General features: G+C 46.7%; 7 protein-coding genes. All 7 read right to left on the minus strand.

What is annotated here, in order from left to right; all coding sequences use genetic code 11:
* Positions 1 to 23: 23 nt before the first annotated feature.
* Positions 24 to 2,894: a glycosyl hydrolase gene (locus AC6H3C_RS07375; RefSeq protein WP_497520079.1), complete on the minus strand. Its 2,871-nt coding sequence runs from the start codon at positions 2,892 to 2,894 to the stop codon at positions 24 to 26.
* A 60-nt stretch (positions 2,895 to 2,954) separates the two neighbouring features.
* Positions 2,955 to 4,607 (minus strand): glycoside hydrolase family protein, encoded by a 1,653-nt coding sequence (locus AC6H3C_RS07380; RefSeq protein WP_497520080.1) that lies wholly within the window; start codon positions 4,605 to 4,607, stop codon positions 2,955 to 2,957.
* Between the two features lie 149 nt (positions 4,608 to 4,756).
* Positions 4,757 to 6,367, minus strand: a complete 1,611-nt coding sequence (locus tag AC6H3C_RS07385; protein ID WP_497520081.1) for a RagB/SusD family nutrient uptake outer membrane protein — start codon at positions 6,365 to 6,367, stop codon at positions 4,757 to 4,759.
* 22 nt (positions 6,368 to 6,389) lie between these two features.
* Positions 6,390 to 10,178, minus strand: a complete 3,789-nt coding sequence (locus AC6H3C_RS07390; RefSeq protein ID WP_497520082.1) for a TonB-dependent receptor — start codon at positions 10,176 to 10,178, stop codon at positions 6,390 to 6,392.
* A gap of 151 nt (positions 10,179 to 10,329) precedes the next feature.
* Positions 10,330 to 11,355, minus strand: a complete 1,026-nt coding sequence (locus AC6H3C_RS07395) for a FecR family protein (RefSeq protein ID WP_497520083.1) — start codon at positions 11,353 to 11,355, stop codon at positions 10,330 to 10,332.
* 105 nt (positions 11,356 to 11,460) lie between these two features.
* Positions 11,461 to 12,066: an RNA polymerase sigma factor gene (locus AC6H3C_RS07400; RefSeq protein WP_497520084.1), complete on the minus strand. Its 606-nt coding sequence runs from the start codon at positions 12,064 to 12,066 to the stop codon at positions 11,461 to 11,463.
* Positions 12,067 to 12,360: 294 nt separating this feature from the next.
* On the minus strand, positions 12,361 to 13,662 hold the full coding sequence (gene eno / locus AC6H3C_RS07405) for a phosphopyruvate hydratase (protein ID WP_497520085.1): 1,302 nt from the start codon (positions 13,660 to 13,662) through the stop codon (positions 12,361 to 12,363).
* Positions 13,663 to 13,719 lie beyond the last annotated feature (57 nt).

Consider the following 13,719-nt stretch of genomic DNA (forward strand, 5'->3'; position numbering starts at 1 on the left):
TACTGTTTTAATTTGATTTGTTATTACGAATAAAGTGTCACCGGCCCGACGAGTCCCATCGGCTGTATTTCCTGCGGGCCGTTCTTCCGGTTGATAAACCGCTCCACCACTTTGTTGTCGGTGAGGTTTCTCATGTAGTTCCCCATAATGGTGGTAACGTGGATTTCAATTTCATTGGAACCGGGTTTCAACTGTTCAGCAATCCGGTAGATGCGGTTTCCGTACCATTTCACGCCGCACGATTTCCCGTTAACGAACAGTTCGGCCACTCCCCATACTTTACCCAGGTTCAGATAAACCGGTTTAACCGGCCCGACTTCCACGGTTTGTTTATAAATAACAGTACCGGTAAAATCGACAAATTCGGTATCTTTCAGGTCTTTCAGTTCATCCATCCGGGTGGTTTTCACCCATCCTTCGCGGCTGTGGCGTAATTCCACATCCCAGCCATTGCTGAGCGTTAAGTTCTCAGTACCGGCAGCCGGAACCGGCGACCACTCCTGACCGTTTTTCTCGTTGCTGAAAACCACGATGCACGATTGGGCGGGCCCCAATGTCAGGCTGAAAACGCCATCTTTCAGGTTAATGCGGTAACGCTGCCCGCTTTCCGCATCCCAAATCCAAGGATAACGTCCTTTGGTGATTTCTTTCGAAAAGGTGATGTTCGTTTGGTGTCCGTTGTGCATGTGGGCATTGGCAAACAGGAAAATTTCGCTTTTATCGTCCGACTGATACCGGTTTTGCATAAAATAGCGGTCTGGTTTTTCAATTTCCAGATAGTGCGGAATTTTATACTGAACCATGATATCACGGTACCATTCCAGAAAACGGTTGTCTTCCGGTTTTTTAATCAGGACAAAGCGGTCGGGGAACGCCTTGAGTTTATCGATCCACGCGGTTACCTTTTGGTCATTTCCCTTTAAGCCGGTTAAACCCAGTGATTTTTCGGGGTACTTTTCAATACAGAAAATCCGGCCTCCGGTAGCGACAAAGTCATACAATTTTTGCAGCGTTTCGGGATAAAGGCTGGTTACTTCGGCCAGGAAAAGCGTCCCGTACTTTTTGGGGCCGTAACACAGTTTTCCGTTTTTCACCTGCGATTCGTTGATGATGATCTCGGTGGTATAATCGGCAGCGCCCCCGTTTTTATTGATCGATTCCCAAATGATTGAGGTATAGGGAATATTCAGTTTTTCGGGGAACGGGTCGGTTTGCACGCCCATTTCGCCCCACATATCGTAATTTGCCGGCAGAATGGCCATGTCGGTGTACATGTCGGTATGTTGCAGCAGCGACGAAATCCGGGCTTTGTAATCGTTTAGGTATTTGAAATAGGGCCACCAGTTGTTTTTTTCGTTGTAGTACGAGCCATACTGCACCCAGCCGGGGAACGGCGCATCGGGCGGCGAGTAGTTAAACCCGTGCCACACGCTGTGGGTAATGCCCGACATCAGGCTTTGGTCGGAACCGATTTTCAGCAGTTCGAGGGTGGTGTTGAACACCAGGTAGGTATTGGTCATTTCTTCGCAGCTGACGATACGTTTTCCGGTGAGGTGGGCTGCCGATGACACGTATTTGTTGATCATGGTGTAACCGCGTCCGCGGCGGTAATCTTCGTCCGACATTTCTTCGCCGAGCCGGTGCCGCAGCCAGTTGGTTGTCCACGATTCGCCTTCGGGAATGTCGTAGCCCAGACTGGTTTCCAGCGGGAAAAATCCACGCCCGTAGGCCTGAGCCCGCGATTTAACTTGCTGATCATTACACCACTGCAGGTATGTTTCCGTAAAACGCTCTTTCAGCAGTTCAGCCTTGGTCAGTTCAAAATCGAATCTGACCCGTTTAAGAATTTCTGCCAGCTCCGGAGATTTTACAGCGCCATACTTATCGTCGATAACGCCGCCCAGACGGCCTACCTTAAAAAGAAGGAAAGGCAGGTAGGGCATCAAATCGTACCCTCGGCGTTTCTGAAATTCTTCCGGCAAATCATCGGTCCAGTTACAGCCTTCCAGTTCCATCGAATCGGTAAAGAACGCACGCAGATGATTCGACAATGGCCCGGTTTTTTTCTGAATGGTATCCGACATGTGATCGAGATATTTTCTGACTGCCGCTTTGTCCATGTGATTGAGGATTGGGCCGGCGGCGCCGGGGGCGCCGTTGATCACACTGGCGAATGAATCTATTTTTACCAGGGCATACAACACCTGTTTTCCCTCGGGCACTTTTATCCGGATAATTTCATCGGTTCGCCGATCGGAGAAGTCGATTACCTGCTCCAGGCTGCTCATTGGGTCGGGCACCAGTTTGAGAGAAAGAATTTCGAAAGTACGTCCCGGAAAAGGATGCGTTACCCCCGGATTTACAGCATGAGAAATATGATATTGCGAAACTTCATATTCAGTTGGGCCTTCAATCGTTTCGGCATTGATAATCACCACCTGGGCTCTTTCATCCCGTTTTAGTGTTTCGGCGCCAAAAGGCCATCCCGAACCGACAATCAAATCGCAGGTCATATCCAGTTTTTTGGCTTCGGCGAAGGTCACTTGCAACATGTCGATCCACTCGTCGCTCAGCCAGGTCAGTGATTTTTTACCCAAATCGTCTCCGGTTGAGGGAAACGAAATCGGGTTGATTTCAACGCCGCCAATACCGGCTTCTTTCAGCAAATTTAACTCACGAACCAGCTCGTCGGCTTCCACCTTGTCGCCGTTCCACCACCACCTGACAAAGGGACGGTAAACCGGATCCGGGTTTTTAAATACATTGAACAGGTCTGCATTTTTTTTGCTGTCTGCGGGATTTAATAACGGATTTCCCAATGCGGGAATGGTATGTAAAGCAATAAGTCCTGCAGAGAGTGCTGAGCTTTGTTGTATAAAAGTTCTTCGTTTCATATTTGTTTGATTTATATCGTTTTGTTGGTTGTCTGGTTTCCTTTTCGTTGCGCGCCAGGATTAAAAATATCCGTGGGTCCCGACGTCTCCGTATTTTAGTCCCACTTCCAGGCGTTTAACCCGAAATGAACCGGCTTCAGCCTGAAACCGGATGGTGTTGTATCCTTGTTTTATCATGGATACAGGAACCCGAAAAGCAAAATGAGCTTCTGTTCCCGATAATCCTCTGTCCCGGTCGTAAAGCGCCACATCGTCGGGTTTTTCAAGCGTCAGTTTCTGCTCGTTGAAATACAGCCCGAACAAGGCCTCACGGTTTAAACGGAAAAACAATATTCCCTCGAGGGGGACTGTTTTCTTAGGATTATCGCCAATAAAAATTTCAGCTATGGCCGTTTGTTTTTCATCAACGGTTAAAGGCAACGGCGAAACCGGATTGATGCCATACTGGCCGGAACTGTCGCACAAACAGTAAATTTTGTTGCGGTATTTCAGCGTTTCAAGCGAGCCCAGCTCCTGTAATAAACGGGGCATCATCACGCGGCATACGTAACCGCCGTCTTCGAGCTTTAGTTGTTGGTGATGTTTGGACAGGTATTCCGAATAATATTGATTGAAAAGATAGATTCCGTCGGCTCCCTGCGAAAGGATGTGCGAGGCCATTCCCCGGAGCATGCCGTGCGAAAAAGGTTCGCGGGGACGGTAGCCTCCGTCGTCGATGGATGCATAAACCGGGATGTGGGGCGCATTCAAATCTTCGATAAATTTGGCCACTGGAAGCGACGGGTCGCCCAGCCAATGAACGCCAATACTTACAAAATCGATGAGTCCCAGCTTAATCCATTCCTGTACATCCAGACCTTTATCCAGGCAGGCATCTATTGTTGGAGGAACACGGACCGATAGCAGGATTTTCTTTCCGCGCCGGGCAGATACTTCATCTACTTTCGCGCGGATCTCTTTGACCAGTTGGGTCATGAGCGGGGCATTTTGGCGGCCTTCGCCCATTTTGAAATAAACAATGAAGCGCATGAAGTCCAGATCGAATCCATCGATCATCTCATATTTTTCGAGTTGTTCCGAGATGATGGCCAGTTTATGGTGGCGAACCTCCTTGTGCGCAAAATCGAGCGCCCGCGAAGCGTTCCATCCCGGAGTTTGGTCGTTCAGCCAGAATTCGGGATGGCTGTACCAAAAATCGGTATATACAATGGGGCAGTGTGTGGTAGTATCGTTAAAATGAAGGTCGTTCATGCGGTAGGTAATAAAGGCTTCCAAACCGTTTTCTTTGGCCCGGTTCAGTGAAGCTGCAACCAGGTCGGTTCCTTCTTTTTCGAGGTTCAGGAAGTTTTGATAAAAGCGGTGAATGTGTTTATAGGTGGCGGTATCGCAGCCGCAATCAAGTGTTCCGCCCAGGTCGTCGCCAAAAACACGGCCGTATTTGGAACGGTAATACAAAAAATCGCTTCCGCTGCACATCATAAAAGTGGTTACCTGCGAACCGGAAACCTTATCGACATAAGCGTTGATGTCGGCCACACTCAGAGGCCGTTTGTGAAACCAGTAATTTCCGAGGGCATCAGTACCGTCGTTGTTGTGAATCAACCGGTGTTTTAATTCTGTTTTTTCCGAGCAGGAGCTAATGCCCGACAAAATAAATATCAGGATACAAATTAGCTTAATGCTTGATTGTGAGTTTATTTGGTTTGGTTTCATTGGCATAATTATGGCAAAAACGGTTACTGACACAGGGCCTTATGTATTAAGCCGGCGTTGACCGACTCAACAAAAAACATTGTGAAAAGGGAAAAAAAGGGCGGGGCATAGGCTCCGCCCTTTATAATGAAATTGATAACAGCATTCTCTTAGTTCTGTACGCAAAGAGGATTATACAACATTTCTTCTTCGGGAATCTGAAGTGTCATTTTTGAAACGCTGTAAGTACCTTTATCAATGTGGTTGGCAGAGTTTGTCCGGTCAACCGGGATCCCCCAACGTTTGTTGTTGAAGAATTCGCGGCCACCTTCTCCCCACAATTCAATGCGGGTTTGCAACTGCACCATTTGTAAGGCGGTCATTCCGGTCATACTTGAATAAGTATCGCAGGTTAAGGGTGTTTCACCTGTTTTGGTGCGGGCGGCCAGGAGGATATTCAGGGTTGTTTTGGCATTGGCTTCCGTAGCCGGTTGCTGGGCCTGGGCTTCTGCTTTCATCAGTAATACTTCAGACGAACGCATGTAGTAACAGGTAACTGTTCCCACATTTTTCTTATCATCGGTACCAATACCGTGGGTAGCAGCGAATTTCAGGTTGGTATAAGCCGGAATAAACCGGACAGTGGCATTGGTCGGATAGGCATAATCGCCAAAGTCGGTTGCCATAAAACAATTTTTACGATAATCCCGGCTATCAATTTTTTCATACAGCCGGTTGTCGATCCGGGCATAACCTTCGCTCAAACCTCCGTAGCCTTCGCCAAACGGGTTCATCCAACTGTTGTGTGCTGTTAATGCCTGACCGACCGGCCATCCCAGGATCACTTCGGGGTTGACATTATTGTACAGGAATCCATTGGTTTCGGGGCGAATTTCCGGGTTGGCGGCCGTGCCCACATTGTTGACGCCGCCATAAACGCTTTGTCCCATCAGCGTGGGGTATTTGCTTAAAATAGCGTCACAACTCGAAATGGTGGTTGTCCAGTCGCCGGTTATCAACGACACGCGTGCCAGGATAAAATGAGCAACAGACAAATCGATATCAGTCAAATTAGAGGTATATCCAACGCCGGCTTCCTGAAATAATCTGATGGCAGTTTTCAGGTCGTTTTTAATGAATTCGTAAGTGTCGGCTGATGAAGAACGCGGTTTATTATCTTGCTGCGGCGAATAGTAATCATACTGCATCAGACCCAGTTTCTGTTGTCCACCCTGCAAAAAGGCATCCTGATAATTCTCCATCAAATAGCTGTAGGCATGAGCACGCACAACTAATCCTCTTGCTTTGAATTGTTTCAGTTTCGGAATATCTCCCACCGTGGCGTCATCGAGGTAAAACAGCATTTTATTGGCAGTTGTGATAATCGACCAGTAGTGGTGCCAGTACACGGCATTTTTATCGACAGCCGTAGAGGTGAAATCACGAAGATAATATTCGTCGGAACCAAAAATGGCGAGGTTTTTTCCACCAAAAACGATATCGTTTCCTTCGAGGTTACGCATGGCATCCAATCCCTGGCACGAACGGTAACGTCCGTCGGCTGTTCCGGCGCCGCTGATTCCGCTGGCATTGAACTGTAGGGGCATTGCATTGGCCATCCCCGACATAATCAGGTTGATCTTTATAGTATCTCCCGATGCCAGTATTTCTTTGATTTGTTCTGTCGTAATGGCATTTGGAGGTGTAATATCCAACTCATCGGCACACGAAAAGAAAAGCATGCCTGCCAGTAATACGATTCCTATTATATAGTTTTTCATATGAATTGTTTTTTAATGGTTGTTATAAATCGAAGTTTACACCGAATGAAATGGTACGCATAGACGGGAAGGCATAAGCGCCTACATCCAGACCACCAACCAGCGACATACGCGGATCAATACCCGAATGTGAGGTAATCATAAACAGGTTGTCAGCTGATACATACAGGCGTAAAGCGCTGATGTTGTATTTTTCCAGCAAGTTACCGGGAAGGGTGTAACCCAGCGTTACGTTTTTGAAGTTCAGATAGGAAGCGTTAAACAAAGCCATATCGGTATACAGCCAGCTACCAAAGGTGGATCCGTCGCCGTAAGTATTTCCGTACATGACCATCGGGAATTTTGCATTGGTGTTTTCCGGCGTCCAGGTATTTCCAATTAGTTCGGCCGACAAACTTCCACCGACGTTGTCGCTGCGGTACATGCCGTTTCCATATTCGTTGCTGTAAAATTTACCGCCCAGCTGGAAGGCAAACATTCCGGTAAAATCGAAGTTTTTATACCGGAGCGTGGTGCTGAAACCACCCAGTAAATCAGGTATTGCGCTGCCCAGTTCGTAACGCGATGCGATGGAATAGTTGGTTGTTTTTGCATCACCACCAACTGCGATGTCGTTGTATAAACCGTTGGTGTGGTCAGCTTCGGTAACTTTGTGATAAAAAAGCGGAAGCCCGGTATTCTGATCGACTCCGGCATATTTGAATAAATACAGGTTGTAATAATCTTTCCCCACACCACGCAGATAAGTCACATTGGAAGATGTACCCGAACCGGCGATTGCCCATGCATCAGCATTGGCTGTCCAGTTTCCATCCAGCGCTTCCGAACCTACCCCCGGGGGAACTTCTTTCAGCGTTGTTTTGAAATGCGATGCGTTTACAGAAATTGACCAAAAGAGGTCCTTTTTCTTTATAATGTCAACACCCAGTTCCAACTCATATCCCCGGTTTTGGATTTTAGCCGAGTTTTTATCCAGGCTCGACTGTCCCAGAGAGTAAGCAATCGGCTGAGGCCAAACGGCATTTTTGGTTAGTTTGTTGTAATAATCGAATGTTGCGTGAACGCGATTGAATAAACTGAAGTCGATACCGGCGTCAAGCGTCCAGGTGTTTTCCCAGCTCAGTGCATCGTTGGGGAAACCACCCTGAGTAAGTGTATATGAAGCCGGAATGCCGTTACCACCGGTGGTCGAAGTATAGGTTGCCCCATAGCCCCAGGTTTGATATCCGGAATAGTTTGGAATACCGTTTTGGTTCGCGATGACCCCATAGCTGGTGCGGACTTTCAGGTTATCGAGCCAGTTTTTCGTGTTCTCCATGAATGGTTCGGCAGTGACACGCCATCCACCGCCGACTGACCAGAAGGTCCCCCAGCGGTTTTCTTTGTATTTGAATTTGGATGAACCATCGCGGCGCAGCGAAGCTTCGGCGTAATATTTACTGTCGTAGTTGTAGTTGACACGGCCAAGGTAACTTTCCAAGGCGTTCTTCTGTTCGTTCCCACCAGGCGACGAGAAGGTACCCCCGGTATAACGCCCGACAAAGTTGGCAAAGGTGGCAAATCCCGGAATCAATTCGTAAGCCGAGTTATAGTACAAAGTTTCGAAATGATATTTATTGAATTCGTGGCCAGCCAAAGCATCTACATGATGTTTGTCAAAATCATGGCTGTAATTCAGCAATTGCTGGGTATTGAGAATGGTTACGTTTTGATATACTTTACCAAAAGCGCCCACGCCGGCAGCCTGTCCGGTTTCACTCTGCCAGTAACGGGTACGGGTTTCGTGGTATTTTTCCAATCCCAGGTTGGTGGTGAATGTTAAGTCTTTCAACAACTTCACTTCAGCATACGAACGGGTGACGATATCGCTCGATTTTCTTATATCCATATCGGTATCCAACATGGTCAGAATATTCGTAGAAGACAGAGACGTTGCGGTTAAACCAAGCGGTGAATAAGTATCACCTGCTTTTACATGTACTTTACGTTCGCCGTTTTCGTAGATGTAATTTCCGTTTGCATCGTGGGCATACAGCTGGGTCAGTTGGTTCTGTCCGTTGATAAAACGGAAGGGGTTGGCTACAGCCGAGCCTGGGTTACGTCCGTAACGGGTGGCGGGCGATTGGGTTTCGCGCCACGAATAAGCGACGTTACTGCCAACTTTCAGCCAGTCGTACAATTGCGCGTTAATATTTGAACGCCCGTTGTAACGGCCAAATTTCGACCCGCGGATATACGATGGATCTTCGAGATAACCTAACGAAAGGAAGTAATCCACCTTGTCGTTGCCACCGGTTGCTGAAATATTGTATTCCTGACGAAACTTGTTTTCCAATAAATATTTGTCGTAGTTATCGTCGAAGAGCAGTACGGCATTTGGGTTTAATTTGCCGTCGGTATTGACCAGGTAGGCGCCGCTCATGGTTGAACTGGCAGTGGCACCCGTGCCTGATGGCGTGTAAACGGCTCCCGGAACATTATATAACATCCAGTTGCCCAGAGCATTTCTGGTGAAGGCGGTGGTTGATCCCGTGTAATCAAACAAATGCTGACTGGCAAATTGAGCGGCGGCTTCGTGTGACATATTGGGATTTTGTACATTGGTGGTGTAATTTTTTGAAATCCCCGAACCGTCAACGCCAAAACGAACCGAGTTGTAGATGGCTAACCAGGCATGCTCATAAATGTCTTTCGGGTCCGACATCTTATCATACTGATAGGGACCTACCTGGTTGACGCCCCAACGACCTTCAAAGGAAATTTTTGTTTTACCGGTTGAGCCTTTTTTGGTGGTAATCAACACAACACCGTTGGCGCCGCGCGAACCGTACAGGGCGGTTGAAGCAGCATCTTTTAATACGGTAACGCTTTCGATATCTTTGGGATTGATGGTGGATAAGGGGTTGTCGTGCAGGGCAGGTACACCGTCGATGACTACCAATGCATTTGAATTGTTTTGGCTGGCCGTGCCGATACCACGCAAACGGATACCCATATCCAAACCGGGCTGACCGTCAACAGCAGCCACCTGCAAACCGGCTACCGCACCTTCGAGCGCACGGGTAACTGTTGAGTTTGCCTGCCTGCTGATTGTGGTGGCGTCTACAGTACTAATAGAACCTGTTAAATCCTTACGCTTCATGGTTCCGTAAGCGACAGTCACAACCTCTTCAATGCCTACCGTTTCTTCCTCCATTTTTGCATTTATCGAGGCTCTTCCTTCTACGGCTACTTCGATGCTTCTCATTCCCACAAACGAAAAAACAAGCGTAGGATTTCCGGCGGGAACCGACAGCGTATAATTACCGTCAAAATCGGTTACCGTACCTATCGTCGTTCCTTTTACCAATACGGTTACCCCGGGTAAAGGCTGGCCGGAAGAGTCGGTTACTTTTCCGGTTATGCCTCGTTGTTGCCCGGAAAACGAACTAACCGTTTGACCGTTTGACGACAGCACAATCTGGCGGCCTTCAATCGTGTAATTCACGTCTGTTCCGGCAAAAACGACATCCAGAATATCCGGGATCCGTGCTTTATCCATATCAATGCTTACTTTCCGGTCGGCATCGATCACCTTGCTGCTGTAGAGAAAGTAAAAATCTGTCTGGTTTTCGATCGTGAGCAAAACGTTCTTCACCGAACTGTTATTCAATCTCAGGGAAACAGTCGCTGTTTGCGAGTAAGTGACTCCGGCAAACGATTGGAGTATGGCCAGCAAAAAGATCACACAAGTTAGTTTCATGTGCATGAATGTTTTTTTCATTTCCGATGACAGGCGCCAGGAAATGATGGGATTCAACTTTTTTTTCATAAATTTACGCGGTTTACATTATTAAACTATTGAATTGACCGGCAGAGAATGGACCAGATTCCTGCCGGTTATTTTGTTATAAAATAGACCTTATTGATGTTATCCGGAGAAGGACAGGGCGATCGTCCGTGATATGGTTTTTTAATCGTGTTCATCTCTTTTTTAGATAAAAGGTTTTTATCAGTTCATGTCCGTTTTGCCTGGTTTTCACCGAATAGTCAACCGGAAGAGCAAATGAGATCAGTCTCAGTGTTTGCTCGGGTTTTTCCTGATCAATGGTTGCCGTTAAGAGGTAATTTTCCAGTTCCGGATCCTGCACAATAATTTCGATATTATACCAGCGGCTGATTTTCCTCAAAGCAATATGCAATGACTCGTCCTCTAAAATCAGCTTGCCATTAATCCAGGCCGTTGATGAAGAGGAATTTACATTCATCTGATCTACTTTGCCGGTTTGCCTGTCGTACTGAATTTGTGTGCCCGGTTCGAGTTGGAAGGTTTGCTGATCTTTCAGCAGGCGTATTTTTCCTTCAAGCAAAGTGGCTTCGAAATATTCATCGGCCGAATAAGCATTGAGGTTAAACCGGGTTCCGGTAACGATGGTTTTCATCATGGGATTATCTACAATGAAAGGGCTTTTGGGATTTGCCGCTACTTCGAAATAAGCTTCGCCGTCAACAAATACACGCCTTTCCTTTTGGTCAAATTTACCCGGATATCTAAAGGTTGTTCCATCGTGTAACCACACCACCGTGCCGTCCTCCAACGTAATTTTGGTACGGGTGCCCGCTTTGGTATGCAATTCATGTTCAAGAATGGCCGATCCGGTATTCCGGGACAGATCGTTGTTTTTGAGATATAAAAAAAAGGAGAGAACAATCAGCGGGACCATTAAAACAGCAGCAATCCGTGAAAACGACAGATAAATCTCTCTCCATCGAACCGGTCGGAGCCGTTTCGTTTCGCGCGCATTGATTTGTTGACGGACCTGTTGCAGCAGAAATTCGAAATCAGGCTTTTCGCCTGTCAGTTTAATCGTGGCATGTGTCCAGATATATCCCAGAATTTTTCGGATTTCAGGTTCGTTCGCGTGATCTTTCATCCATTTCAGAATCTGTTCCGACTCTTCAGCCGGGGTTTCTCCTTTCACATACTTGATGATGTCGGGATGTTCCATGTATGAGTTGTTATTTTAATCTAATACGAAAGCCATCCCCCTCAACCCTTAGCGCTGAAGAAAATATTTTTCAAAAAAATAAATTCGGGAAAGCCAAAGTGCTTGTTACGACTTTCTTTTGTCGGTATGCGACTGGGAAATAAAAAAGATGGAGAAGTAAAGGTATCCGGGGAAGGAGCTGGTTCCCAGTTTCTCCCGGAGAGTTTTCAGAGCCGAAGTGATGTGGGCTTCTACCGTTTTTACCGCGATGTTCAGTTCCCGGGCAATCTCTTTATTCGAAAGCCCTTGCTCCCTGCTGAGTTTGAAGATTTGTCGCCGTTTTTCCGGGAAATGATCGATGATCTGATTGGTCAGGTGTTCAAGATTTTTAAACTCGATGCTAACCTCCGTTTCTTCGCTCGAAAAATTTATCGATGTCAGAAAGTTTTCAATTTTTCGTTTCTCCGACTTTTCTTTGCGTAACCAGGAGATAATTTCATGGTAGGCCACCGAAAACAAAAATGATTTAAACGAAAAATGCTCTTCGATCAGACGCCGCCGTTCCCAAACCTTCAAAAAAACAATTTGCGTGATTTCTTCCGCTGCAAATTTTTGTTTGGTGATTCCCAGCGTGAATGCATAGATCCGCTCGGTATATTTTCGGAACAAGATATCAAACACCTCGTAATCGCCGTTTTTTAAGGCCCTCACATAGATCTTGTCTTCTTCCATAAACGGAGTAAAAGTTAATCGATTTCAGCAAATGTAGAAATTTTCTTGTTCCTTAGGTGTCGTTCATTCCTGTTTCACGCAAAATCGGATAACATGTAAACTAATTGCTAAAAATCTCCTGTTTTTCTGAACCAGTTTTTTAAATAATGAACATAAGTTTCTAATTAGTTTGTTTCAAACAAGAAGCAGTACGAGGTCGGCGTAACACGATCTGAACCGGCAGGTAACTTCAACCGACAAAAAAAGCCGCTTCCCTTTCGGGGAGCGGCTTTCACTTATCTGGTATTTTCAGAATTACTTCTTGTATACTTTTTTATATCCGTAGATTGCTGATTCGCCCAATTGCTCTTCGATACGAAGTAATTGGTTGTATTTAGCCATCCTGTCGGAGCGGCTCAACGAACCGGTTTTGATTTGACCGGAGTTGGTAGCAACGGCGATATCGGCAATCGTTGAATCTTCGGTTTCGCCCGAACGGTGAGAGGTTACTGAAGTATACCCTGCACGGTGGGCCATTTCAATGGCGTCTAATGTTTCGGTTAAGGTACCAATTTGGTTTACTTTGATCAGGATTGAATTGGCAGCGCCCAGTTCGATTCCTTTTTTCAGGTATTCGACATTGGTTACGAACAAATCGTCGCCAACCAACTGGCATTTGTGACCGATAGCGGCATTCAGTTTCACCCAGCCATCCCAGTCGCCTTCGTGGCAACCATCTTCGATGGAGTCAATCGGGAATTTTTCAACCAGTCCGGCCAGGAAAGCGACTTGTTCTTCGCGGGTACGTTTTGCCCCGTTAGCGCCTTCAAACTTGCTGTAGTCGTAGATTCCGTCTTCGTAAAATTCTGAAGCAGCGCAATCCAAAGCGATCGAAACATCGCCGCCGTCTTCTTTACGGCCAGGTTTGTAGCCGGCATTTTTGATGGCTTCGATGATGCTGTTTAACGCGTCTTCGGTGCCATCCAATGCAGGAGCAAAACCACCTTCGTCGCCAACCGCAGTGCTCAAGCCACGTTTGTGCAATACTTTTTTCAGGCTATGAAATACTTCAGCGCCCATGCGTAAACCTTCGCGGAATGAAGGTGCGCCAATTGGGCGAATCATGAATTCCTGGAAAGCGATCGGAGCATCTGAGTGAGAACCGCCATTGATGATATTCATCATCGGAACAGGCAGTGTTTTGGCGTTTGCCCCGCCGATATAACGGTATAAAGGTAAACCAAGAGCATTGGCAGCAGCTTTGGCGGCAGCCAGTGAAACGCCCAACATGGCGTTGGCGCCTAATTTTGATTTGGTTTTGGTTCCGTCAAGTTCCAATAATTTTTTATCAAGAGCAACCTGTTCAGAGGCGTCCATGCCAATAATTTCTTTGGCAATCACCGTATTTACGTTTTCAACAGCTTTCAAAACACCTTTTCCCAGGTAACGGCCTTTGTCGCCGTCACGCAGTTCCAGCGCTTCGTTTTCGCCGGTTGAAGCGCCTGAAGGCACAGCAGCCAAACCAACAGCACCACACTCCAGTGTGATTTCAACTTCCACAGTGGGGTTACCACGTGAATCCAGAATTTCTCTACCAACAACGTTATGAATTAACATGATTTATGGTTTTGAATTAAACTTAATGTATTTCTTAACACTTTGATTTTTAAAAGC

The organism is Gaoshiqia sp. US2, from assembly GCF_059705485.1.

Bases quoted from the DNA above. Each gene is read 5' to 3' on its own strand.
- AC6H3C_RS07375 (WP_497520079.1), bottom strand. From the start codon at position 2,894: ATGAAACGAAGAACTTTTATACAACAAAGCTCAGCACTCTCTGCAGGA.
- AC6H3C_RS07380 (WP_497520080.1), bottom strand. From the start codon at position 4,607: ATGAAACCAAACCAAATAAACTCACAATCAAGCATTAAGCTAATTTGT.
- AC6H3C_RS07385 (WP_497520081.1), bottom strand. From the start codon at position 6,367: ATGAAAAACTATATAATAGGAATCGTATTACTGGCAGGCATGCTTTTC.
- AC6H3C_RS07390 (WP_497520082.1), bottom strand. From the start codon at position 10,178: ATGAAAAAAAAGTTGAATCCCATCATTTCCTGGCGCCTGTCATCGGAA.
- AC6H3C_RS07395 (WP_497520083.1), bottom strand. From the start codon at position 11,355: ATGGAACATCCCGACATCATCAAGTATGTGAAAGGAGAAACCCCGGCT.
- AC6H3C_RS07400 (WP_497520084.1), bottom strand. From the start codon at position 12,066: ATGGAAGAAGACAAGATCTATGTGAGGGCCTTAAAAAACGGCGATTAC.
- eno (WP_497520085.1), bottom strand. From the start codon at position 13,662: ATGTTAATTCATAACGTTGTTGGTAGAGAAATTCTGGATTCACGTGGT.